The sequence below is a fragment of the Aminobacter sp. MSH1 genome, assembly GCF_003071665.1.
Taxonomy (GTDB): Bacteria; Pseudomonadota; Alphaproteobacteria; order Rhizobiales; family Rhizobiaceae; genus Aminobacter; species Aminobacter niigataensis.
In genome coordinates, this window is the sequence record NZ_CP026265.1 from 1,317,364 (window position 1) to 1,341,825 (window position 24,462).

The 24,462-nt window shown below is 63.7% G+C and carries 21 protein-coding genes and 2 pseudogenes; 17 read left to right on the plus strand and 6 right to left on the minus strand.

Annotation, left to right across the window (positions count from 1 at the left end; translation table 11 throughout):
• Positions 1-83: 83 nt before the first annotated feature.
• The 3 genes from rnk to CO731_RS06465 all read left to right on the plus strand — a co-directional run bounded on the left by rnk (position 84) and on the right by CO731_RS06465 (position 2,500).
• A complete protein-coding gene (gene rnk / locus CO731_RS06455) occupies positions 84-512 on the plus strand; it encodes a nucleoside diphosphate kinase regulator (protein WP_055974756.1) in 429 nt (142 codons plus the stop codon).
• 68 nt (positions 513-580) lie between these two features.
• Positions 581-1,123, plus strand: a complete 543-nt coding sequence (locus CO731_RS06460; protein WP_108606457.1) for a GreA/GreB family elongation factor — start codon at positions 581-583, stop codon at positions 1,121-1,123.
• A gap of 69 nt (positions 1,124-1,192) precedes the next feature.
• Positions 1,193-2,500: a D-amino acid dehydrogenase gene (locus CO731_RS06465; RefSeq protein ID WP_343207441.1), complete on the plus strand. Its 1,308-nt coding sequence runs from the start codon at positions 1,193-1,195 to the stop codon at positions 2,498-2,500.
• Positions 2,501-2,504: 4 nt separating this feature from the next.
• Here the strand turns inward: CO731_RS06465 and CO731_RS06470 are convergent, their stop codons facing one another.
• The 3 genes from CO731_RS06470 to CO731_RS06480 form a co-directional block, all read right to left on the minus strand.
• Complete coding sequence (locus CO731_RS06470) at positions 2,505-2,900, minus strand: VOC family protein (RefSeq protein WP_108606459.1); 396 nt, start codon at positions 2,898-2,900, stop codon at positions 2,505-2,507.
• 5 nt (positions 2,901-2,905) lie between these two features.
• Positions 2,906-3,535, minus strand: a complete 630-nt coding sequence (locus tag CO731_RS06475) for a transcriptional regulator (protein WP_108606460.1) — start codon at positions 3,533-3,535, stop codon at positions 2,906-2,908.
• 156 nt (positions 3,536-3,691) lie between these two features.
• Positions 3,692-4,573, minus strand: coding sequence for a LysR family transcriptional regulator (locus CO731_RS06480; protein WP_108606461.1), 882 nt, complete (start codon positions 4,571-4,573; stop codon positions 3,692-3,694).
• Between the two features lie 180 nt (positions 4,574-4,753).
• Here CO731_RS06480 and CO731_RS06485 point away from each other — a divergent pair, with 180 nt between their 5' ends.
• Positions 4,754-6,250 carry a CoA-acylating methylmalonate-semialdehyde dehydrogenase gene (locus CO731_RS06485; protein WP_108606462.1) on the plus strand — a complete coding sequence of 499 codons (1,497 nt, stop codon included), beginning with the start codon at positions 4,754-4,756 and terminating at the stop codon, positions 6,248-6,250.
• Between the two features lie 246 nt (positions 6,251-6,496).
• Positions 6,497-6,814: a hypothetical protein gene (locus CO731_RS06490; RefSeq protein WP_245439652.1), complete on the plus strand. Its 318-nt coding sequence runs from the start codon at positions 6,497-6,499 to the stop codon at positions 6,812-6,814.
• A 12-nt stretch (positions 6,815-6,826) separates the two neighbouring features.
• Here the strand turns inward: CO731_RS06490 and CO731_RS06495 are convergent, their stop codons facing one another.
• On the minus strand, positions 6,827-7,474 hold the full coding sequence (locus CO731_RS06495) for a GntR family transcriptional regulator (RefSeq protein WP_108609668.1): 648 nt from the start codon (positions 7,472-7,474) through the stop codon (positions 6,827-6,829).
• A gap of 115 nt (positions 7,475-7,589) precedes the next feature.
• Here CO731_RS06495 and CO731_RS06500 point away from each other — a divergent pair, with 115 nt between their 5' ends.
• From CO731_RS06500 to pyc, 11 genes and pseudogenes are all read left to right on the plus strand, one after another.
• Positions 7,590-8,483, plus strand: a complete 894-nt coding sequence (locus CO731_RS06500) for a dihydrodipicolinate synthase family protein (protein ID WP_108606463.1) — start codon at positions 7,590-7,592, stop codon at positions 8,481-8,483.
• Positions 8,484-8,516: 33 nt separating this feature from the next.
• On the plus strand, positions 8,517-9,770 hold the full coding sequence (locus tag CO731_RS06505) for an FAD-binding oxidoreductase (RefSeq protein ID WP_108606464.1): 1,254 nt from the start codon (positions 8,517-8,519) through the stop codon (positions 9,768-9,770).
• A gap of 18 nt (positions 9,771-9,788) precedes the next feature.
• The gene (locus tag CO731_RS06510) at positions 9,789-10,790 is read left to right on the plus strand and encodes a 4-hydroxyproline epimerase (RefSeq protein ID WP_108606465.1); all 1,002 of its coding nucleotides are present in this window, start codon (positions 9,789-9,791) and stop codon (positions 10,788-10,790) included.
• A gap of 346 nt (positions 10,791-11,136) precedes the next feature.
• Positions 11,137-12,039 (plus strand): branched-chain amino acid ABC transporter permease LivH, encoded by a 903-nt coding sequence (locus CO731_RS06515; protein ID WP_108606466.1) that lies wholly within the window; start codon positions 11,137-11,139, stop codon positions 12,037-12,039.
• Between the two features lie 4 nt (positions 12,040-12,043).
• A complete protein-coding gene (gene livM / locus CO731_RS06520; RefSeq protein WP_108606467.1) occupies positions 12,044-13,639 on the plus strand; it encodes a high-affinity branched-chain amino acid ABC transporter permease LivM in 1,596 nt (531 codons plus the stop codon).
• Positions 13,639-14,490 (plus strand): annotated as a pseudogene (locus tag CO731_RS29580) (ABC transporter ATP-binding protein); the annotation flags it as partial. The gene livM and the pseudogene CO731_RS29580, both read left to right, overlap by 1 nt.
• 888 nt (positions 14,491-15,378) lie before the next feature.
• Positions 15,379-15,651, plus strand: a pseudogene (locus CO731_RS29585) (ABC transporter); the annotation flags it as partial.
• A complete protein-coding gene (locus CO731_RS06530) occupies positions 15,648-16,379 on the plus strand; it encodes an ABC transporter ATP-binding protein (RefSeq protein ID WP_108606469.1) in 732 nt (243 codons plus the stop codon). The pseudogene CO731_RS29585 and the gene CO731_RS06530, both read left to right, overlap by 4 nt.
• An 11-nt stretch (positions 16,380-16,390) precedes the next feature.
• Positions 16,391-16,738, plus strand: a complete 348-nt coding sequence (locus CO731_RS06535; protein ID WP_108606470.1) for a DUF6867 family protein — start codon at positions 16,391-16,393, stop codon at positions 16,736-16,738.
• Between the two features lie 144 nt (positions 16,739-16,882).
• A complete protein-coding gene (locus CO731_RS06540) occupies positions 16,883-18,001 on the plus strand; it encodes a branched-chain amino acid ABC transporter substrate-binding protein (RefSeq protein WP_108606471.1) in 1,119 nt (372 codons plus the stop codon).
• 190 nt (positions 18,002-18,191) lie between these two features.
• Positions 18,192-21,650 (plus strand): pyruvate carboxylase, encoded by a 3,459-nt coding sequence (gene pyc, locus CO731_RS06545; RefSeq protein ID WP_108606472.1) that lies wholly within the window; start codon positions 18,192-18,194, stop codon positions 21,648-21,650.
• 51 nt (positions 21,651-21,701) lie between these two features.
• Here the strand turns inward: pyc and CO731_RS06550 are convergent, their stop codons facing one another.
• Entirely contained in the window at positions 21,702-22,529 is an 828-nt protein-coding gene (locus CO731_RS06550) for an SH3 domain-containing protein (RefSeq protein ID WP_159091577.1), read from the minus strand.
• Between the two features lie 364 nt (positions 22,530-22,893).
• Here CO731_RS06550 and CO731_RS06555 point away from each other — a divergent pair, with 364 nt between their 5' ends.
• A complete protein-coding gene (locus CO731_RS06555; protein ID WP_108606474.1) occupies positions 22,894-24,081 on the plus strand; it encodes an MFS transporter in 1,188 nt (395 codons plus the stop codon).
• A 128-nt stretch (positions 24,082-24,209) separates the two neighbouring features.
• On the opposite strand, the gene CO731_RS06560 is transcribed toward CO731_RS06555, so the two are convergent.
• Positions 24,210-24,368, minus strand: a complete 159-nt coding sequence (locus CO731_RS06560; protein ID WP_108606475.1) for a DUF3309 family protein — start codon at positions 24,366-24,368, stop codon at positions 24,210-24,212.
• Positions 24,369-24,462: the final 94 nt, after the last annotated feature.

The window sequence follows — 24,462 nt, forward strand, 5'->3', positions numbered from 1 at the left end:
TTCGGCTTGAACATTTAGGTAGTCCGTTCCGCGGACGACCGGTTGCGCGCGTTCATATCGAAGCGCTGGCCGGGTGAGTATCCATGAGGCTTCCATTGCGCCAGAACATCAAGCAGCGTCGCGAGCACGAGATCGTGCTGAGCGAAAGCGACCACGCCAAGCTGACCGGGCTTGCCGAATCCAGCCTCGACCGGCTGCCCGAAATTGCCGAGGAACTGCTCTCGGAAATGGATCGGGCCAAGATCAAGCCGCTCAGCCGCATCCCGGCCAATGTCATCCGCATGGGCTCGAAGGTGACGTTCCGCAGTGGCGACGGCGAGGTCAAGACAGTCACGCTGGTCTATCCTGGCAAGGCGGATATCGCCGAGGGCAAAGTGTCCATCCTGACCCCGGTCGGTGCCGCATTGATCGGCCTGCGCGAGGGTCAGTCGGTTGCCTGGACCTCCAGGGCCGGCCGCCGCCTCGAGATCGAGATCGTTTCGGTGGAAGCACCAGTCGAAGGTGTCAACTGACCGCCCGTCCAACCCAGTTTCGAACTGTGCGAGTGCAGGGCCGATGGCAGCACTTGCGGAGACACGCCATGACCGAATGTCAGTTGACGACCAAGGACTTCGCCATCGTGAAAACGATGCTCGACCGCCTGGCCTGGTCGGGTGGCCCGCTCGTTGCGCTCCTGCGTCGCAAGCTCGCTTCGGCGCAGGTGGTGTTCTCCAACGAAGCGGACGCCGACGTGGTGACGCTGAACAGCCGAGTCACCTTCAGCGTCGACGGTGGCGCGCCTCACACCCGCATCGTTGCGCATGGGCCGATGGATGGCATGGTCGGCCAGATCATTCCGATCACCGTGCCGCGCGGCCTGGCCTTGCTTGGCTTGCGCAAGGGCCAGTCGATTTCGGTCGATTGCGGCCGCGGCGCGACCGAGACCATCCGGGTCGACGAGATCCACTATCAGCCGGAAGCGGCCCGCCCGGCAATCACGGCGCCGGAAGTCGACCCCGAAACATCCATCCGTCGCTTCCCGGTGCTGGTGTTCAGCGCCGATGCGCCACAAACACTTGGCGCGCAGAAAAAAATCCGGCACAGCTCCAGCAATGGCGATGATCCAGGCCCTTCGGCGGCTTGAGGAGGCGCCCCCTACCGCATTGCGCATCCCCAAGCTGCGCAACAGCGCAGTAGGATCTTGTGTTTGTGCATGGTCCCCTCCGAAAATCTGATATCGGAGGGACAAGCACCTGGGGGCGCAATGAAGGTCATAGTCGTCGGCGGCGGCGTCATCGGGGTGACGACTGCCTACTATCTTGCCGAGGCGGGGCATGAGGTGGTCGTCTGCGATCGACAGAAGGCGCCGGCGCAGGAGACCAGCTTTGCAAATTCGGGCGAGATTTCGTCCGGCTACGCCTCTCCTTTGGCTGCCCCCGGCGTGCCGCTCAAGGCGCTCAAATGGCTCGCCATGAAGGACGGGCCATTCTCCTTCCGGCCGAAATTCGATCCCAAGATGTGGTTGTGGCTGGCGAGGATGCTGCGCAACTGCACGGCGGCTCGCTATGCCGCCAACAAGGCGATCATGATGCCGCTCGCCGAATACAGCCGCGACATGCTACGGGTGCTGCGCGAAGGTACTGACATCTCCTACGACGAGCGTAGCCAAGGCACGTTGCAGCTGTTTCGCACCCAGCAACAGCTCGACGCCATTGCCTCCGATGTCGCGGTGCTCGACAAGTTTGAAGTGCCTTACGAAATTCTCGACGCGGCGGGCTGCATCGCGGCTGAACCGGGCCTGGCCGGGGGGCATCAGAAGATAGCCGGCGGCCTGCGGCTGGCTGATGACGAGACCGGCGATTGCCGGCTGTTCACCGAGCGCCTTGCGGAGCTTTGCGCGCAACGCGGTGTCGTCTTCCGGTTCGGCAATGGCGTCCACTCGCTGGACCATAGGGATGGCCGGGTCCGGCAGATCGGTTGCACCGACGGCCACATTCGGGCCGACGCCGTGGTGCTGGCCACCGGCAGCTATACGGAACGTTTCATGCGCAAGCTGCATCAGCGTGTGCCTATCTATCCGCTCAAGGGCTACTCATTGACCGTTCCGGTCGCGGATGCGGAAAGTGCTCCGGTTTCAACCGTCATCGACGAAACCTACAAGGTCGCCATCACCCGGCTCGGCGATCGCATCCGCATCGGTGGCACGGTGGAGATGTCGGGCTTCGACCTGACCTTGTATGAACCGCGTCGCGCCCCACTCGAACGGTCGCTGCGCGAACTGTTTCCGGGCGCAGGCGATCTGCGCGAGGCGCATTTCTGGTGCGGCTTGCGGCCGATGACACCTGACGGGCCGCCCATTGTCGGCCGGACCAAGCTGACGAACCTCTACATCAATTCCGGCCACGGCATGCTTGGCTGGACGATGGCCTGCGGCTCGGGGAAAATCCTGGCCGACATGATCTCCGGTCGCGAGCCGGAGATCGACGCCAGCGGCCTCGGCCCCGAGCGCTACTGGGTCTGAGTTTTCACGCGACCTTCTTCAGCGAGCGCGGCACTTCCGTCGTCTGGTACATCGAGATGACGTGGCCGTCAGGATCGGCGAATTCGGACGACCAGCCGCCCGGCGCATGACTCACCGGGGTGACGATGGTCACGCCCTTGCCGGCCAGCGACGAGACGATGTCGTCGATGCCGCCGTCGGCGATTTCGAAGACGATGATGGGGGAGTTGCCCGGGTGCGATTCCATCTTGAAGAAGATGAGGTCGACGCCGTTGACGGTGCTTGCGATGAGCCAGTCGCCCTCGCCGTCGCCCTCCATGCGCTGGACATCCAGCCCCATGACGTCGCGGTAGAAGGCCTCGGTCCTGTCGATATCCGAGACGTAGTAGCAGATGTTGCCGAGTTTGCGTTTGCCGAACATTTTGGTCACCCCGTGATTGCGGTTGCACGTCTGTTGAGTTGCCGAGGCATAGGGTTTTGTGAGGTGCCGATCACAAAAAGATGCCCGTCGGGGTCGTGGCTTGCGAGCAGGGTGCCTGGTTGCTTCGTTATCGCCAGCAAGGAGCGCCGGATGCTTCCGAAGGCGAGCGCCCCGGTCAGGCCGGGGATTTCCGCAATGGGATCGCCACCAAAGGCCAGCCAGCGCCGCCGGATTTCGGCGATGCGCTGGCGAAGTGCCGGGTCGGCAAGGCGCTGCAGCCAGGCGATTTCCTGCCGCGTGTGACCGGTCAGGGCCAGCAACGACGTCGTGCGCAGGCTGGGCGGCAAGGTTGCCACGAACCGCACGGGCACGGTTTCGGGACTGGTCGGTTCGCAACTGCCGGCAGCAAACGGCGCCTCGCGCTTTCGGCGCCGCACGGTCGAACGCGCATCGAAGGCAGCGCGGCGCCGCAGCGCGCCTTCCAGCCAGCGTCGGTTCTCGATCTTCGACAGGTCGGTGCGCCCCGCTTCGAGCGCCGCGACAAGGACCGTTTGAAGCAGGTCCTCAGCCTCGTCGGCGCGTCGTGTGGCGCGCCGGGCCTTGCGCAGAAATTCTGCGTAGGGGCGGGGCAGCAAATCGGGTTCCTCGCATGGAATGCGTGCATGACACCGAAAATCGGAATCGATTTTCGGAAAGGATCATGCACATTTCAAAATGCCACAGCGTCCTTTGCGCGTCCAATTGGACGCGGCGCTGTAGTGTTAGCGGATGTGCGAGATTGTCGGAAGGGACTAGATGAAAAGGGCCCGTTCGCGCTCCACCGCCTTGGTGATGAAGCCCGCCACCGTCTGGATGCGGCGCAGCGGCCGCACGGACTCGTGGTAGACCAGCCAGTAGGCGCGGCGGATCGGTGCGATGGCCGTCACCGGTACGATCTCGGCAATCGTGCGGGCAATGAAGGTGTGCAGGATGCCGATGCCGGCGCCCGAGCGCACGGCCTCGACCTGTCCGAGCGCGGACGAAATCGAAAAGGCGGACTCCCAGGAGGGGCTGAACTCGGCGGCATAGTCGAGCGACGGGCTGACCACGAGGTCCGGCACGTAGCCGATCAGGCGGTGGGCTGAAAGCTCTTCGCGCGAGGTGGGCAGGCCGTGTTCTTCGACATAGGCGCGCGAGGCAAACAGGCCGAGCGAATAGTCGACGAGTTTGGCTGCCACCAGCCTGCCTTCGCTGGGCCGCTCGGTGGTGATGGCGATATCGGCTTCGCGTCGCGACAGCGAAAAGGTCCTCGGAACCGGTACCAGCTGGATGCGCAGGTCGGCGTGCTGGGCCGTCAGCGCGCCCAGGCGCTGCGCCAGGAAGGCGACGCCAAAGCCGTCGGGGGCGCCGATACGCACGGTGCCCGACACCTCGTCGCCTTCGCCTGAAATCTCGGCGCGGGCGGTCAGCATGTCGGCTTCCATGCGCTCGGCGACTTCGAGGAAGCGTTCGCCCGCCGGCGTCAGTTCGCTGCCGGTGGTCAGCCGCCGGAACAGCTTTGTCTTCAACGCCTCCTCGAGTGCGGCCACGCGACGCGAAACCGTTGCGTGGTTGAGCTCCAGGCGGCGCGCAGCACCCAAGATCTGGCCGGAGCGGGCGACAGCGAGGAAGATGCGTACGTCGTCCCAGTTCATCGGCGGTTCCCATGGTGAAGGCGAGGAAGGCTGCAGTCCGTTCACCCTACTATGCGTGAAATCGCATTCAAGCTCCCTGCGTACTTTATTCCATGCACAACGGTTGCGTTCGCCCTCGCGTTGCAAAGGCGCGTGTTAAGCGGGACAATGGGCCATCATCAAGGAATTGGGAGAGAAGCAATGGTCGACTACGGTCATTTCATCGGCGGCAAGCATGTTGCCGGCACCAGCGGACGCAAGCAGGACGTGCTGCAGCCGATGGACGGCTCGGTCCGCGCCACCGTGGCACTTGCCTCGGCGCAGGAACTGCGCGCCGCTGTCGAAAACGCCAAGGCAGCGCAGCCGGCATGGGCGGCGACCAATCCGCAGCGCCGCGTGCGCGTGCTGATGCGCTTCCTCGAACTGGTCAACAAGGAATACGACTCGCTGGCCGAACTGCTCGCTCGCGAGCACGGCAAGACCATTGCCGACGCCAAGGGCGACATCCAGCGCGGCCTTGAAGTGGTCGAAGTCTGCATCGGCGCCCCGCACATGATGAAGGGCGAGTTCACCGATGGGGCGGGCCCCGGCATCGACGTCTACTCGATGCGCCAGGCGCTTGGCGTTGTCGCTGGCATCACCCCGTTCAATTTCCCCGCGATGATCCCGCTGTGGAAGATCGCCCCGGCGATCGCTTGCGGCAATGCCTTCATCCTGAAGCCGTCCGAGCGCGATCCGGGCGTGCCGATGCGCATCGCCGAGCTGTTTCTCGAAGCGGGTCTGCCCGCCGGCATCCTCAATGTCGTCAATGGCGACAAGACGGTGGTCGATGCGATCCTCGACGATCCTGACATCAAGGCTGTCGGATTCGTCGGGTCGACGCCGATCGCGCAGTACATCTACAGCCGCGGTTGCGCCAACGGCAAGCGCGTGCAGTGCTTCGGCGGTGCCAAGAACCACATGATCATCATGCCCGACGCGGACATGGACCAGACCGTCGACGCGCTGATCGGCGCCGGCTACGGTTCGGCCGGCGAGCGCTGCATGGCGATCTCGGTTGCCGTGCCCGTCGGTCACGACACGGCTGAGCGGTTGATGGAAAAGCTCGTCCCGCGCGTCGAAAGCCTGAAGGTCGGGCCTTCGACCGACTCCTCGGCCGATTTCGGTCCGGTGGTGACGCGCGAGGCGCTCGAGCGCATCAAGGGTTACGTCGACATCGGCGTCAACGAAGGCGCCAAGCTGGTCGTCGACGGCCGCGGCTTCAAGATGCAGGGCTACGAGAACGGCTTCTACATGGGCGGCTGCCTGTTCGACCATGTCACATCGGACATGCGCATCTACAAGGAAGAGATCTTCGGCCCGGTGCTATCGGTCGTCCGCGCGCCCTCCTATGAGAACGCGATCAAGCTCGCCAACGACCACGAGATGGGCAACGGCGTTGCCATCTTCACCCGTGACGGCGACGCAGCGCGCGATTTCGCATCCCGCGTCCAGGTCGGCATGGTCGGTATCAACGTGCCGATCCCGGTGCCGATTGCCTACTACACCTTCGGCGGCTGGAAGGCGTCTTCCTTCGGCGACCTGAACCAGCATGGCACCGATGCCTTCCGCTTCTACACCAAGACCAAGACGGTGACGTCGCGCTGGCCGTCGGGTGTCAAGGACGGTGCGGAGTTCGTCATCCCGACGATGAACTGATCTGCTGAAACGTTAGAATGAGAGACGGCCCGGAACTCGCTTCCGGGCCGTTTTGTATGGGCCTTGCCGTCTGTTTCCAGGGTCACCATATCGAATCCAGGGAGCGCGATGATGCTCCCCTGTGACAGACCGGAAACAGAAAGGAGCGACGCGATGAAGACGTCGGAGCCGGGCTGGATCGTTCCGGTGGCGTGAGGCGACCGATGGCCTCCCTTTGCCGGGATGCGATGGCAAAGGAGGTGCCACATGGCACGCAATTGTTTGTTTCGATCGTTCAAGGTGGCCGCGCTTGGCGCGGTATTGACGTTGACGGCAGTTCCTGCCCAGGCGCAGTTCGTCTGCGACACACACGATGCTCTGGTCTTGCGGCTGGCCGAGGCCTTTCAAGAAAAGAAGATCGGCTATGGCGTGGTTGGAAACTCGGCCGTCATCGAGGTTTTCGTTTCGGCGACCGGTACCTGGACCATGCTGATGACCGACGTCAGGGGCCGGAGCTGCATCGTTGCTGCCGGTGACGGCTGGGAGAGTACCCTCGCGGTAGCCGTCAATGGCGGGCAGGCGTAATCTTTGACCGGTCTAGCGCGTAGCGGCTGCCTCGGCGTGAGCGCGCAGCATCGACATCAGGCGCTCAGCTTCCTGGGCAGCGCCATCCTCGTCATGCTCGAGGATCGAGCGGATCAATGCGACGTGGTGCTCTGCCGATGCGGCGAGCCCGGTGTCGCGCTGGTAGCGGAACCAGAAGCGGCGGCTGTGGGTCTGCAACGGTGCCGCAAGCCGGGCGGCGAAATCATTGTCGGCGGCGAGCGCCAGCGCTTCGTCGAGCGCCTTGTCGGCTTCGAGGAAGCCGAGCACGTCGGCTGATATCACCGCCTTCTGCATGGCCAGGGCCGCGGCATGGAACTGGTTGGCGGCGTCGCGGGTGACGAAACGTGCCGCCGATCGGGCCAACACCACCTCGATGCCACGGCGCGCGTCGAGCACGCGCAGCCAGTCGCCGGGATGCAGCGGCGCGATCGCCAGTCCGGCGCGCGGCCTGATCTCGACAAGCCCTTCCCATGCCAGTCGCTGGATCGCCTCGCGCACGGGCGTGCGGCCAAGGCCGAGCCGGTCGATCAGCCCGCCTTCGGTGGCGACGCTGCCGGGAGCGAGTTCAAGCGTGACGATCAGCCGTTCCAGCTCGTGATAGGCGCGTGTCGCTGCCGGTTCCAGTTTCTCAACTTGCATGATCGAATCGTTTGAAAGCGCAATGATATATTTTTGATATATCAGAGCCGAATCCGGATTGACAGCACTGGTTTTCTCGACATATATCACTGATATATCAGATGGAGGAAGCGCCATGTGGGCCGGAGTCATTCCAGCAGTCACCACCAAGTTCACCGCGGACGACCGCCTCGACCACGCCGAGATGGAGCGCTGCTTTGCGCTGCAGATGGAAGCGGGATGCGACGGCCTGATCGTCGCCGGCTCGCTCGGCGAGGGCCCGATGCTGTCGCATGACGAAAAGATCGAAGTGCTGAAGACCGCCCAGAAGGTCGCCGCCGGCAAGCCGGTGCTGCTGACCGTCAACGAGGCCGGCACGCGGGAGGCTGCAGCGATCGCCAAGCGCGCCGCCAAGGAAGGCGCGTCCGGCCTGATGGTCGTGCCGAGCCCGATCTATCACACCAATCCGGAAGAGACGGTGGCGGCCCTTCGCGCCGTGGCCGAGGCCGGCGACCTGCCGGTCATGATCTATTCCAATCGTCTCGCCTACCGGGTCGACGTCACCGTCGACCAGATGGAGGAGCTGGCGTCGGACAAGCGCTTCGTCGCGGTCAAGGAATCGTCCGACGACATTCGCCGGTCGACCGAGATCATCAATCGCCTGGGCAACCGCTACGACCTGTTCACCGGCGTCGACAATCTTGCCTTCGAAGCGCTGTCGGTCGGCGCCATCGGCTGGGTCGCGGGCCTGGTCGTCGCCTTCCCGCGCGAGACTGTCGCCATCTACCAGCTGATGAAGCAAGGCCGCCGCGAAGAGGCCCTCGCCATCTACCGCTGGTTCCGCCCGCTGCTCGATCTCGACGTCTCGACCTATCTGGTCCAGAACATCAAGCTGGCGGAGGTGCTGGCGATCGGCTCCAATGATCGTGTGCGCATGCCGCGCAAGCCGCTTTCCGGCGAGCGTCGCAACGCGGCCGAGAAGATCATCAAGGATGCGCTGGCGATCCGGCCCAAACTGCCGTCGTTCTGATCGGGGAGGGGAGACCCCGGGGAGGAGCAAAGCATGAACGCAGCGGTCGAGGAGATCGACATCGCCATCATCGGTGCCGGCATCGTCGGCATCGCGGCGGCTGCCTATCTCGTCGATGCCGGGCGCAAGGTGACGGTGTTCGACCGTACCGGCATCTGCGAGGAAACCAGCTCCGGCAATGCCGGGGCTTTCGCCTTCTCTGACGTGCTGCCGCTCGCCCACAAGGGCATGATGCGCAACGTGCCGAAATGGCTGGCCGATCCGCTCGGCCCGCTCAGCATCCCGCCCGCCTACCTGCCAAAGCTCCTGCCCTGGCTCTATCGCTTCTGGCGTGCCGGCGCGCCGGCCGGTTATGAGGCGAGCCTTGCGACGCAAGCAGGGTTGATGAAGCTCGCCGAGCAGGAATGGGTGTCGCTGATGGCGCGCTCCGGCACCGGCTCGCTGCTGCGCGAAGATGGCTCGCTCGAGCTTTACGAGAGCGAGGCGGAGTTCAAGGAGGCGCTACCGAGCTGGGCAGCACGTGACCGTTTCGGCATCGCCCATCACCATCTCGACAGGGGCGAACTCCCCGCCTACCAGCCCGGCCTTGCCGACCGCTTCACGCGCGGCACTTTCGTGCCAGTCTGGAAGACCGTCTCCGATCCAAAAGATCTCGGCAAGGCGGTGTGGCGTCATGCCGAAGCCAGTGGTGCTATTTTCGTCAAAGGTGATGTCGGGCTGGTTCGTCCGGCCGGCGACCGCGTCCTGATCCAGCTCAAGCAGGGCCGCACGCTTTTTGCGCAAAAGGTGCTGATTGCTGCCGGGGCCTGGTCGCATCTGCTCGCGCGCCAGCTTGGCGATGTCATCCCGCTCGAAACCGAGCGCGGCTACAACACCACGCTTCCGACCACTGCCTTCGGCGTGAAGCGGCAACTCATCTTCCCGGGCCACGGCTTCGTCATCACGCCGCTCGCCACCGGCCTGCGTGTCGGCGGGGCGGTCGAGCTCGGCGGCCTTTCGCGGGCGCCGAACTATGCCCGCTCGAAAGCGATGCTGGAGAAGGCCAAGCAGTTCCTGCCGGGACTGGATCCGTCAGGCGGGCGCGAGTGGATGGGGTTCCGTCCGTCGCTGCCCGACTCGCTGCCGGTCATCGGCGGCTCCCGCAATCACCCCAACGTGCACTACGCCTTCGGCCATGGTCACCTCGGCCTGACCCAGGCAGCGGCCACCGGCCGGCTGGTGCGGGACCATATGCTGGGCCAGAAGCCGCCGCTCGATCTCACCCCCTTTTCGGCCCAACGTTTCTGACGCAAGGTATCTCCCATCATGGCGCGCCATTCCTTCTTCTGTATCGACGGCCACACCTGCGGCAATCCGGTGCGGCTGGTGGCTGGCGGTGGGCCGCGCCTCGAAGGCTCGACCATGATGGAGCGGCGCGCGCATTTCCTCGCCGAGTATGACTGGATCCGCACCGGGCTGATGTTCGAGCCGCGCGGCCACGACGTCATGTCCGGATCGATCCTCTACCCGCCGACACGCGAGGATTGCGACACAGCCATCCTGTTCATCGAGACCTCGGGCTGCCTGCCGATGTGCGGACACGGCACCATCGGCACCGTCACCATGGCGATCGAGCACGGGCTGGTGAAACCGAAGACGCCGGGCATCCTTCGTCTCGACACGCCGGCCGGCCTGGTCATCGCCGAGTACAAGCAGGTCGGCGACTATGTCGAGGAGGTCCGCATCACCAATGTGCCGTCCTTCCTCTATGCAGAAGGGCTGTCGGTCGAGTGCCCCGGTCTCGGCGAGATCAAGGTCGATGTCGCCTATGGCGGCAATTTCTACGCCATCGTCGAACCGCAAGAGAACTATCGCGACATGGCCGATTACGGCGCCGGCGATTTCATCGCCTGGAGCCCGATCGTACGCCAGCGTCTCAACGACAAGTATTCGTTCGTCCATCCCGAGAATCCCGGCATCAACAGGCTGTCCCATTTGTTGTGGACCGGTGTCGCAAAACACCCTGAGGCGCATGCCCGAAATGCCGTCTTCTACGGCGACAAGGCGATCGACCGTTCGCCCTGCGGCACCGGAACGTCGGCGCGCATGGCGCAGCTTCATGGCAAGGGCAGGCTCAAGGCCGGCGACGATTTCGTGCACGAATCGGTCATCGGTTCGCTGTTCAAGGGACGCGTCGAGCGCGAGGTCGAAGTGGCCGGCAAACCGGCTATCATCCCCTCGATCGGTGGTTGGGCGCGGATGACCGGATTGAACACCATCTTCATCGACGACCGCGATCCGTTCGCCCATGGCTTTGTAGTCACTTAGTCGTATGGCGGGAGGCAGAAACGGCAAATATGTCTAGACAATCTTAAGGAGGATATCGGCGGCAAGGCGCAAGGAAGTATTGCCGGGGTGTATCTTGACGCTACATTCTTCGAAATTGGCGCGCAAAATCACCGGAATCGGCAAAGACATTGCGTTGAGCCAATGATAGGTTGCGCAATGGTCCAGGGCCTGGACAACATAAAAACAGAGGCGGCTTCAAGTGCCGTCCGGCAGGCGGCAACGGGTGTAAGAATCACGTTGCAATCCAGGCTCGAAACTTTAGGACTAGGGGAAATATCAAAAGGAATGCGTGCATAGCGCGACATTCCAGGGGAGCCGCATTCACATGCAGTACTTCGTCCAGCAGATGGTCAACGGGCTGACGCTGGGGTCCATCTATGGCCTCATCGCTATCGGCTACACGATGGTCTACGGCATCATCGGGATGATCAATTTCGCCCACGGCGACATTTTCATGCTTGGGGCATTTGTCGCCCTGATCGTGTTCCTGACCCTCACCGCCATGTTCTATTCGGTGCCCGTGGTCGTCGCCTTGCTGGTCATGATGGTCGTGGCGATGCTGATGACCAGCCTCTACAACTGGACCATCGAAAAGGTCGCCTATCGGCCGCTGCGTGGTTCGTTCCGGCTGGCGCCGCTGATCACTGCAATCGGCATGTCGATCGCGCTGTCGAACTTCGTCCAGGTGACGCAAGGTCCGCGCAACAAGCCGATCCCGCCGATGGTCTCGACGGTCTACAATGTCGGCGGCATCTCGATCTCGCTCAAGCAGATCATCATCGTCATCGTCACCGTCTCGCTGCTGGCGCTGTTCTGGTACCTGGTCAACAAGACCTCGCTCGGCCGGGCCCAAAGGGCCTGTGAGCAGGACCGCAAGATGGCCGCCCTGCTCGGCGTCGACGTCGACCGCACGATCTCCATCACCTTCATCATGGGCGCGGCCCTTGCCGCCGTCGCCGGCACGCTGTTCCTGATGTACTACGGCGTCGTCGCCTTCTCCGACGGCTTCGTGCCAGGCGTCAAAGCGTTCACCGCAGCCGTTCTCGGCGGCATCGGCTCGCTGCCCGGCGCCATGTTGGGTGGGCTGTTGATCGGCTTCATCGAAAGCATGTGGTCGGCGTACTTCTCGATCGACTACAAGGACGTCGCGGCGTTCTCGATCCTTGCGATTGTGCTGATCTTCCTGCCCTCCGGCATCCTTGGCCGGCCCGAAGTCGAGAAGGTCTGAGCCCATGGCCAACATCGCTCAAGCCACACGCGAAGAATCCGCTACCCCATTCCAGCGCGGCATCAAGGAGGCGCTCTACGCGGGCGCCATCTCCTTCGGCCTGTTCTTCCTGTTCATCGGGCTGCGGACCGACCAGAACATCCGCAACGAACTGATCCTGGTTCCGCGCTGGGGACTGCTCGCCATCGTCGTCGGCCTGGTGATGCTCGGACGCTTCGTCTACGTCGCCTACGGGCAGCCGTTCATGGCGAGGCAGAAGATCGTCAATGTTGCCAGCGGCCTGTTGCCGGACAGCGTGGCGACGCGGTTCTTCAAGCTGCCCTACTTCATCGCGTCACTCGTTGCTGTCGGGCTGCTCATGGTTTTCGCCGGGTCGCTCGATGGGATCTTCGGGCCTGCGCTCGCCGGCTACATGCGCTTCTTCCGCGCGCTGGCGATCATCTACGCGCTGGCATCGGTGATGTTCTATTTCCGCGCTTTCATCCAGGCGCATTTCTCGGCGCTCGGCATCGGCGTTCTGGTGGCTTATCCGATCGTCGTGGTGGTGGCCCTGACCCTGATCTCGGGTTCGATGGCAGGCGGCTTCCAGGGCTCGCTCAAATGGGTCGACAATTTCGGCATCCAGATCCTGATTTATGTGATGCTCGCCTGGGGCCTGAACATCGTCGTCGGCCTCGCCGGCCTGCTCGACCTCGGCTATGTCGCCTTCTACGCCGTCGGCGCCTACGCCTATGCGCTGCTGGCGACGCAACTCGGATGGTCGTTCTGGATCCTGCTGCCGGTAGCCGGCATCATGGCCGCCTTCTGGGGCGTCATGCTCGGGTTCCCGGTGCTACGTCTCCGAGGCGACTATCTGGCGATCGTGACGCTGGCGTTCGGCGAAATCATTCGCCTGGTGCTGATCAACTGGCGCGAAGTGACCAACGGTGCTGCCGGCATCTCCGGTATTCCCAAGGTCAGCTTCTTTGGCCTGATTTCGTTCAACGTGTCCGACCCCAACTACATCGCCAAGGTGTTCGGCATTGCCCAGTCCGGCGCCTACTACAAGATATTCCTCTACTACCTCATCCTCGGCCTGGCCCTACTGACCGCATTCGTCACCATCCGGCTGCGGCGCATGCCTGTCGGCCGTGCCTGGGAAGCGCTGCGCGAGGACGAGATCGCCTGCCGTTCGCTCGGCATCAACACGACCACGACCAAGCTCACCGCCTTTGCCACCGGTGCGATGTTCGGCGGTTTCGCCGGCTCGTTCTTCGCTGCGCGCCAGGGTTTCGTGTCGCCCGAATCCTTCGTCTTCCTGGAATCGGCGATCATCCTTGCGATCGTCGTGCTCGGCGGCATGGGCTCGCTGGTCGGCATCGCGGTAGCGGCAGCGGTGATGATCGGCGGCACCGAGATCCTGCGCGAGATGGAGTTCCTGAAGGCGGTGTTCGGGTCGGACTTCACGCCCGAACTCTACCGCATGCTGCTGTTCGGCATGGCGATGGTCATCGTGATGCTGTGGAAGCCGCGAGGTTTCGTCGGCAGTCGAGAACCCACAGCCTTCCTGCATGAGCGAAAATCCGTCTCCAGTTCCTTCACCAAGGAAGGACACGGCTGATGAACGCGAGCACCTCCATGAACAATGCGATCCTGCAGGTCGAGCATCTGTCGATGAAGTTCGGCGGCCTGGTTGCCATCGGCGACCTGTCGTTCGAAGCCAAGCGCGGCGAGATCACCGCGCTGATCGGCCCGAACGGCGCCGGCAAGACTACGGTCTTCAACTGCATCACCGGCTTCTACAAGCCGACGGAAGGGATGATCCGTTTCAACGGTCGGGAAGGCGGCGAGTTTCTGCTCGAACGCATGCCCGACTTCCAGATCACGGCCAAGGCGAAGGTGGCGCGCACGTTCCAGAACATCCGGCTGTTTTCGGGCATGACGCTGCTCGAAAACCTCCTGGTGGCGCAGCACAACAAGCTGATGAAGGCCTCGGGCTACACCGTCATGGGCCTGCTGGGACTTGGCGGCTACCGCAAGGCGTCGGCAGAATCGGTCGAGCTTGCCAAGCACTGGCTCGAAAAGGCCGAGCTGATCGAGCGGGCGGACGATCCGGCGGGCGACCTGCCCTACGGCGCGCAACGGCGGCTCGAGATCGCACGCGCCATGTGCACCGGGCCGGAACTGCTCTGCCTCGACGAGCCGGCGGCCGGTCTCAATCCGAAGGAGTCGCTGGCGCTCAACACGCTGCTCAACGACATCAAGGACAATACCGGCACGTCGATCCTGCTCATCGAGCACGACATGTCGGTGGTCATGCAGATTTCCGACCATGTCGTCGTGCTCGAATACGGCCGCAAGATCTCCGACGGCGACCCGATGTCGGTCAGGACCGATCCGAAGGTCATCGCCGCTTATCTCGGCGTCGACGACGAGGAAGTCGCGACCGTCCTGGTCGAAGTCGGCGACGAGCAGGTGATCGAAGAACTGGAGGGCGTGCCCGATCCAGCCCATGGCCCGAGCTCGTCTTCCTCGATGATGGCGGGTCCGGTCAGCGATACGATCAGCCACAGCGACGGGCACGGCGAGATCGTGACCGTTTCCAAGGGCGCGTCGAAGGCGGCACAGGTCGAGGCGCGCGACGCCAGGGCCGCGTCCAAGCCGGCGACAAAGGCTGCCCCTGCCAAGACGCCCAAGGCCAAGTCGACGGCCACGCCACCTGCCGGCCTGATGGCTGCGCCAAAGCCTGCGAAGGGGGCGCCTGCGAAGGCTCCGGCCAAGGCGGCTCCCATCTCGAAGGTCGTGTTACCGGCCTCCAAGGCGCCGACCAAGCCGGCGACGGTTAAGGCAGAGCCGGCGAAGGTGGTTTCCAAGCCGGTCAAGGCCGCAGCCCCGAAGGCAGTGGCGAAACCCGTGGCAAAGCCTGCAGCGGCGGCTCGGAAAGCGGCGGCCAAGCCGGCTAAGGCCGAGGCGCCAAAGGCGCCTCCGGTTCCTAAGCCTGCTCCGGTCAAGGCATCTGCGAAGCCTGTGCCTGCAGCTAACGCACAAGCGAAGCCGGCGGCGGTGAAGGCAGAGGCGACGAAGGTTGCTTCCAAGCCGGCCAAAGCGCCGGCCGCGAAGGCCGCTGCGAAACCCGTGGCAAAGCCTGCGGCAGCTCCAAAAGCTGCAGCCACGCCTGTAAAGGCCGAGGCGCCAAAGGCAGCCAAGGCCGCTCCTGCTGCGTCGAAGGCATCTCCGAAGCCCGCGCCAGCAGCCAAGGCGGCCACGAAATCGGCAACCAAGACCCCCGCAGCCAAGACTGCGGCGCCCAAGGCTCCGGCTGGCAAGGCACCTGTGGCTAAGGCCCCGGCTGCCAAGACCATCTCCAATGTGCTCGCCGCTCCGCGCGGCGGGGTGCCGGACCGGCTGATCCTGATCAAGGGCATCGGACCGGTCAACGAGAAGAAGCTCAACGAACACGGCATCTTCCATTTCGACCAGGTGGCGGCGTGGAAGAAGTCGGACATTGCGGCGGCGGAGGCCTATCTCGCCTTCGACGGCCGGATAGAGCGTGAAGACTGGGTGGGGCAGGCCAAGGCGCTGGCGCCTGAAGCGGCCAAGCCGGCGAAAGCCAAGCGCGGAGGTGGCAAGTGACGGCGGGTAAGAGCTTGCTCGACATCAGGGGTGTCGAGACCTACTACGGCAACATTCGCGCGCTGAACGGCGTCGACGTTTCGGTCAACGAAGGCGAGATCGTTGCCTTGATCGGCGCCAACGGCGCCGGCAAGTCGACGCTGATGATGACCATCTTCGGCACTCCTCGGGCGCGCCGCGGTACCATCACTTTTGCCGGTACCGACATCACCGATCTGCCGACGCACGAGATCGCCCGGATGCGCATCGCGCAGTCACCCGAGGGACGGCGCATCTTCCCGCGCATGACGGTGATGGAAAACCTGCAGATGGGGGCCAGCCTCGACAACCTCAAATTCTTCGATGAGGACGTCGAGAAGGTATTCACCCTGTTCCCGAGGCTCAAGGAACGCATCGCCCAACGCGGTGGCACGCTGTCAGGCGGCGAGCAGCAGATGCTGTCCATCGGCCGTGCGCTGATGGCGCGGCCCAAGCTGCTTCTGCTCGACGAGCCGTCGCTGGGCCTGGCGCCGCTGATCGTCAAGCAGATCTTCGACGCCATTCGCGAGCTCAACCGCACCCAGGGCCTGACCGTCTTCCTCGTCGAGCAGAACGCCTTCGGCGCGCTCAAGCTCGCCACGCGCGGTTACGTCATGGTCAACGGCGTCGTCACGATGAGCGGCACCGGCAAGGACCTGCTCGCCGATCCCGAGGTTCGCGCTGCCTATCTCGAAGGCGGGCGTCACTAGGAGATTCCATCATGCAGGGCATTCTCTACGAGGAACCCTCGATCTGGCAGTTCTTTTTCGTCACCTGCCTCCTGGGCGGATGGGCGGCCTGGATGACAGGCCGCGCCTGCGCCCAGACATGGCGCAGCTACGGCCAGCTGGTGCTTTACATTCTGGGCCTTGGCATTGCGGTTCGCTTCATCCATCACGCGCTGTTCGACGGCACGATGTTCACGCTGCAATATTACATCGTCGACACTATCGTGCTGATGGCGTTTGCAATCCTTGGATATAAATACACCCGCACCAACCAGATGGTGACGCAATACAACTGGCTTTATGAAAAGGTATCGCCGCTTTCTTGGAAATCGAAGTCCTGAACACCAGAACTTCAATATCGACGCCGGTTCGCCAATGAATCGGCGTGACAACTGCCGGAAAATCGGCAAACTCACCTTTCTGCGATATGGGTGGGCATCGCACGAAAGAAACTCCACGCCCACTCAATTAATGGGAGTGTTTCAATGAAAAAGTCACTTTTGTCGGCTGTTGCGCTGACCGCGCTCGTAGCGTTCAGCGGCAGCGCATGGGCCGATATCCTGGTCGGCGTCGCCGGTCCGATCACCGGCCCGAACGCGGCCTTTGGTGCGCAACTCCAGAAGGGCGCTGAGCAGGCGGTCGCCGACATCAACGCGGCTGGCGGCATCAACGGCGAGCAGATCAAGCTTGTTGTCGGCGACGACGTCTCCGATCCGAAGCAGGGCATCTCGGTTGCCAACAAGTTCGTCGCTGACGGCGTCAAGTTCGTGGTCGGCCACTTCAACTCGGGCGTTTCGATCCCGGCCTCGGAAGTCTACGCCGAGAACGGGATCCTCGAAGTCACCCCGGCGGCGACCAACCCGACCTTCACCGAGCGTGGCCTGTGGAACGTGTTCCGCACCTGCGGCCGCGACGACCAGCAGGGCGGCATTGCCGGTGCGTACCTCGCTGAGAAGTTCAAGGACGCCAAGATCGCCGTCATCCACGACAAGACGCCTTACGGCCAGGGCCTCGCTGACGAAACCAAGAAGGCGATGAACGCCGCGGGCGTCACCGAAGTCATGTATGAAGGCGTCAACATCGGCGACAAGGACTTCTCGGCGCTCATCGCCAAGATGAAGGAAGCCGGCGTTTCGATCATCTACTGGGGCGGTCTTCACACCGAAGCCGGCCTGATCATCCGCCAGTCGGCCGACCAGGGCCTCAAGGCAACGCTCGTTTCGGGTGACGGCATCGTCTCCAACGAACTCGCCTCGATCGCTGGCGACGCCGTTGCCGGCACGCTCAACACCTTCGGCCCGGACCCCCGCCTGATCCCCGAGAACAAGGATCTGGTCGAGAAATTCCGCGCCGCTGGCTTCGAGCCGGAAGCCTACACGCTCTACTCTTATGCCGCGATGCAGTCGATCGCAGCGGCCGCCGCTGCTGCCGGCTCGATCGACACGCAGGAAGTGGCCAAGGCTCTCAAGGAGAAGGGCCCGTTCAAGACGGCGCTCGGCGATATCTCCTTCGACGAGAAGGGCGATCCGAAGCTCCCCGGCTATGTCATGTACGAGTGGCAGAAGGGTGCCGACGGCAAGTACACCTACGTGCAGCAGAAGTAATTCTCCAGCACAGCTAACTGATCGATGCCCGGCGCTTTGCGCCGGGCATTTTTTTGTGGCCGTGGAAAAAATATCTATCTGACGCTGCGGAAATTAAATCGATTTAGAGGGGTGTGATTTCGGTTGCACCGCAGCATTTTCCCGCTAATCATGCGCCGCCTCTTAAATATCCGGTTTCTGGAGTGTTTTCGTGCCGATCAGCAAGATCCTCGTCGCCAACCGATCCGAAATTGCCATTCGCGTGTTCCGCGCGGCCAACGAGCTGGGCATCAAAACCGTGGCGATCTGGGCTGAAGAGGACAAATACTCGCTTCATCGCTTCAAGGCCGACGAAAGCTACCAGGTCGGGCGCGGTCCGCATCTTGCCAAGGACATGGGGCCGATCGAAAGCTACCTGTCGATCGAAGAAATCATGCGCGTCGCCAAATTGTCGGGCGCCGACGCGATCCATCCCGGCTACGGCCTGTTGTCGGAAAGCCCCGAGTTCGTCGATGCCTGCGCTGCAAACGGCATCACGTTTATCGGACCGAAGGCCGAAACGATGCGCCGGCTTGGCAACAAGGTTGCCGCGCGCAATCTGGCGATCGAAGTCGGCGTGCCGGTCATTCCAGCCACTGATCCTCTGCCTGACGACATGGACGAGGTGAAGAGGCTTGCCGCCCAGGTCGGCTATCCGGTCATGCTCAAGGCGTCATGGGGCGGCGGCGGCCGCGGCATGCGCGCCATTCGGAGCGAGGCCGACCTCGTCCGCGAAGTGGTGGAAGGCAAGCGCGAGGCCAAGGCGGCGTTCGGCAAGGACGAGGTCTATCTGGAGAAACTGATCGAGCGTGCCCGCCACGTCGAAGTGCAGATCCTCGGCGACACGCATGGCAATGCGGTACACCTGTTCGAGCGCGACTGCTCGATCCAGCGCCGCAACCAGAAGGTCGTCGAGCGTGCGCCTGCGCCCTATCTCAGCGAGGAACTGCGCCAGGAGCTGTGTGGTTATGCCCTCAAGCTTGCGCGAGACACCGCCTATATCGGCGCCGGCACGGTCGAGTTCCTGCAGGACGCCGATACCGGCAAGTTCTATTTCATCGAGGTCAATCCGCGTATCCAGGTGGAGCACACCGTCACCGAGCAGGTGACCGGCATCGACATCGTCAAGGCGCAGATCCACATCCTCGACGGCTTCGCCATCGGTACGCCGGAATCGGGCGTGCCTGTCCAGGCCGACATCAGGCTGAACGGCCACGCGCTGCAGTGCCGCATCACGACCGAGGATCCGGAGCAGAACTTCATTCCCGACTATGGCCGCATCACCGCCTATCGCGGTGCCACCGGCTTCGGCATCCGCCTCGACGGCGGCACGGCCTATTCGGGCGCGGTCATCACTCGTTTCTATGACCCGCTGCTGGAGAAGGTCACGGCCTGGGCGCCGACACCGCACGAGACCATCGCGCGCATGCACCGGGCACTGCGCGAGTTCCGTATCCGCGGGGTGGCGACCAACCTGACCTTCCTCGAGGCGATCATCACGCACCCGGCCTTCCACGACAATTCTTATACGACGAGGTTCATCGACTCGACGCCGGAACTGTTCGCCCAGGTCAAGCGCCAGGACCGCGCCACCAAGCTGCTCAACTATCTCGCCGACGTTACCGTCAACGGCCACCCGGAAACGCGTGGCCGCGCACTGCCCAACCCGGAAGCGGCTGCGCCGGTGGTGCCTTGGTTCACCGGCCCGATCCCGGACGGCACCAAGCAGCGGCTCGATGATCTTGGCCCGGAGAAATTCGCCGCCTGGATGCGCGGCCAGAAGCAGGTGCTGATCACCGACACGACGATGCGCGATGGCCATCAGTCGCTGCTCGCCACCCGTGTCCGCACCCATGACATCGCCAGGATCGCAGGCACCTACGCACGGGCGCTGCCGCAGCTCCTGTCGCTCGAATGCTGGGGTGGGGCGACTTTCGACGTCGCCATGCGCTTCCTGACCGAGGATCCGTGGGAGCGGCTGGACAAGGTGCGCCAGGCGGCACCGAACATCCTGCTGCAGATGCTGCTGCGCGGCGCCAACGGCGTCGGCTACACCAACTACCCCGACAATGTCGTCCAGCATTTCGTGCGCCAGGCGGCGGCCGGTGGCGTCGACCTGTTCCGCGTCTTCGACTGCCTGAACTGGGTCGACAACATGCGCGTGTCGATGGATGCGGTAGGCGCCGAGGGCAAGCTGTGCGAAGCGGCAATCTGCTACACCGGCGATATCCTCGATCCGAATCGCGCCAAGTACGATCTCAAATATTACGTCGGGCTGGCCAAGGAACTCGAGGCCGCCGGCGCTCACATCATTGCCGTCAAGGACATGGCCGGCCTGCTCAAGCCGGCGGCGGCGCGGGTGCTGTTCAAGGCGTTGCGCGAGGCGACCGACCTGCCGATCCATTTCCACACACACGACACGTCGGGCCTGTCGGCGGCAACGGTGCTGGCTGCGGTGGAAAGCGGTGTCGATGCCATCGACGCGGCGATGGATGCCTTTTCGGGCAATACCTCGCAGCCTTGCCTGGGCTCGATCGTCGAGGCGCTGCGTGGCTCAGATCGCGATCCGGGCCTGGCGCCCGAATGGATCCGCCGCATCTCGTTTTATTGGGAAGCCGTGCGCAACCAGTATGCGGCCTTCGAGAGCGACTTGAAGGGGCCGGCCTCGGAAGTCTACCTGCATGAGATGCCGGGCGGCCAGTTCACCAACCTCAAGGAGCAGGCGCGCTCGCTCGGCCTCGAAACCCGCTGGCACGAGGTGGCGCAGGCCTATCACGACGTCAACCTGATGTTCGGCGACATCGTCAAGGTGACGCCGTCGTCGAAGGTGGTCGGCGACATGGCACTGATGATGGTGAGCCAGGAACTCACCGTCGCCGATGTCGAGAGCCCGGCCAAGGACATTGCCTTCCCGGACTCGGTCGTGTCGATGCTGCGCGGAGATCTCGGCCAGTCGCCCGGCGGCTGGCCGGCAGCGTTGCAGAAGAAGGTGCTGAAGGGCGAGAAGCCGATCATCGCTCGCCCCGGTTCGCTGCTCAAGGCGGCCGATCTCAAGGCCAACCGAAGCGACGTCGAGACCAAGCTCGGCCGCAAGCTCTCGGAAAACGAGTTCGCTTCCTTCCTGATGTACCCGAAGGTGTTCTCGGACTTCGTCGGCGCGCAGGACAATTATGGCCCGGTCAGCGTGCTGCCGACGCCGGTCTATTTCTACGGCATGAAGCCCGAGGACGAGGTCTTCGTCGACATCGAGAAGGGCAAGACGCTGGTCATCCGCTGCCTCGCCGTCGGCGATGTCGACGAAAAGGGCATGGTGACGGTGTTCTTCGAACTCAACGGCCAGCCGCGCCGCGTCAAGGTGCCGGATCGGGCGCATGGCGCATCCGCGTCCAAGGCAAGGCGCAAGGCAGAGCCCGGCAATGATGCCCATATCGGCGCGCCGATGCCGGGTGTCGTCTCGACGCTCGCCGTCGCGGCCGGCCAGCCCATCAAGGCCGGCGACGTGCTGCTGTCGATCGAGGCGATGAAGATGGAAACCGCACTGCACGCCGAGCGCGACGGCACGATCGCCGAAGTGCTGGTGCGCGCCGGCGACCAGATCGACGCCAAGGACCTGCTCGTCGTCTACGGCTGACAAGTGCAGGCCGGGTACGTTCGACGTCGCCCGGCCTGTCCTGCTTCCGGTCTAGAACAAGCCCTGGCCGGCGGCGGCCTCTTCCTTGACGCTGCGGCGGATCAGGCTCTTGAACATGTAGCCGCGCTGGCCGTTGTAGACGACCGTGCACCAGTTGCAGCCGGTCTCGGCTTCTATGGCGGCATTTGCCGGCACCACCACGATCACCTTGGCTTCATCGGCTGGGCCGTCGCGCAGGTTGGCATATTTCGCGGCCTTGGCCGGGCTCATGTCGGGCAGGGGCCCTTCGACGGCTGCGGTCGCGTCGATCATTCCGGTCGATGCTTCGAGCATCGCTATTTCCGCCTCGGTTTCGGCAACCTGCACGTCCAGCGTTCCGCGCAGGCCGTCAGGGACAATCGACGCCGTGTCGGAGGTATCGGGAGCCTCGGCGGTCGCCGGCACGCTTGTATCGGCCAGGGCGACGGTGCCAGAACTGCGCTCGTCCGGTCCCGTCGCGCTGTCCGGCACGTTGGACGCGATGGGCGGTGAAGGGCTGAATTGGGCCTTCGGCGTCTCCCCTGAAATCAGTGGGGCTGCCGCCAGTTTCGACGATGCGGGTTGGCTGGGCTGGACTGTGGCGGCCGGCTTCTCATCTTGCGCAACAGGCGCGGGGCTGACCGGTTGGGGCTGCGTCACGCGGGGCGGCACGGCAGCCGTCTGGGTCGGGTCCGGCTCCGAAGTGCCTATGATCAGGTAACCGGCCAGCGCGACCGCCACTGCGGCTGCGCCCACCACGAGCGCGATGCCTGATCTGGAGGGCAGGCTGGCGCCCGACTGGCGCAGTTGCTCGGCCAGGCGACTTGGTATTCCGGCGCGCCGGAAAGCTAGGGTATTCATGGTACAACACTCCACAACGGTGCGACCCGGCGTCCAGCCGGCATCGACCCCCAACCCGCGCAAGCATGCATAGAGCGGAACCAAGCGCGCGAGCGGAGAGTGTTGCCTGTCCGCCGCCATTCCTCGAAAGTTCGCGTACAACGGCTATTGGACGGAATTCGGGCAAAAATTAACCTTGGTTAACCGTCTGGCCCAATGATTGCCTCCACTTACAGCTTGAGCCTATGCTAAATCGATTTAAATTCATGGTGACCCGACATCTGCGCACACCTTCCGGTGCAAGCGCGGTAACATTTGAATCCGCCGCTCACGCTGATCTGAAATCGATTTCAGGTGTCGGACCCATGTGCTAGGAGACGCGGCGATGGACGCCACCGACACAACCGCCCCTGCCAGCCGGGCCCGCTGGGCCGTAGCTGCTGCTTTCTTCATCAACGGTTTCATCACCGGAAGCTGGGCGCCGCAGATCCCGCTGCTGCTGACGCGGCTCGAGATCAGCGAGTTCGTGCTCGGCCTGCTGATCCTGGTGTTCGGTCTCGGTGCGCTGACGGCAATGCCCTTCTCCGGCTACCTGATGACCAAGCGGGGTTCGCGGCCGGTGGTGATCGGCTTTGCCTGGATCGTGGTCTTTGCCCTGCTCCTGGTGGTGCTCTCGCCAAATGTCTGGGTGGCGGCCGTCACGATGTTCATCTTCGGCGGCTCGATCGGCGCCATGGACGTGGCGATGAACGCCAACGCGGTGGTGGTCGAAAGGAAGCTGTCGCGCGCGATCATGTCGTCGTCGCATGGTTTCTGGAGCCTTGGCGGCTTTGCCGGCGGAGGGCTTGGCGGCATCTTCATCCTCAGTTTCGGTCATCTGCCGCATGCGATGTTCGTCACCGTCGCGGCCGCGGCGATGACGGCATTCGCCCTGCCTCACCTGATCGGCGAGGACAAGCCGGTGGCGCATGAGCACCATCACTTCCGCTTGCCGCGACTTCCCACCATCTACCTGGTCGGCATCATGGCGCTGTTTTCGATGATCCCGGAAGGCGCCGTGCTCGATTGGGCAGCGCTCTATCTCAAGCAGGAACTCGGCGCCGACATTGCCACCGCTGGCTTTGCGTTCGCCGCCTTCTCCGGCATCATGGCCCTGATGCGGTTTCTCGGCGACGGCGTGCGCAACCGCTTCGGCGCGGTGACGACGCTGCGCGTGTCGGCGCTCATCGCGGCGTGCGGCATGCTCGCGGCGGGGCTTGCGCCGAACCCATGGGTCGCAATCGCGGCATTCGCCTTCTGCGGGCTGGGCGTCGCCAACATGGTGCCGATTGCCTTTTCCGCCGCCGGCAACCAGCCGGGCGTGCCGTCAAACATCGGCATGAGCGTCGTCACGACCATGGGTTATTCCGGCATATTGGTTGCCCCCTCGGGAATCGGTTTCGTTGCCGGGCATGTCGGCTTCGCGCCTGTCTTCGTGACGTTGTCGGGGTTCCTGGTGGTCGTCTGCCTGATGGCGGGGCTGGCCCGTCATGCCGATTTCAGGGCCATGCCTCAGACTGCGCCGGCCGAATAGCAGACCCTCTCACTCTAGCGTTACGGCCCGAGGAGGCTCGCTTTTCGGCCGCCCCCTGGTCCAGCATCAACGCGCGCAGCTTTGAGCCTGCGCCGCTTCGATCGCAGCAAGGCCGCCGGCCAGTGCGGTCAGATGCGGCCCATCAGCATCAGCACCAGAAGCACGACGAGCAACACGCCGACGATACCGGAGGGGCCGTAGCCCCAGCCGCGGGAATGGGGCCATGCGGGCACTGCGCCGAGCAGGATCAGGATCAGGATGATCAAAAGCAGCGTCGAGATGGTCATTGTTGGTGCCTCGCAATTTCGTGTTGCATCAAGGCAGCAACGCAAAAGGCCGCCCGGTCGTTCCGGGCGGCCTTTTTCAACCTGATTGCAGAAT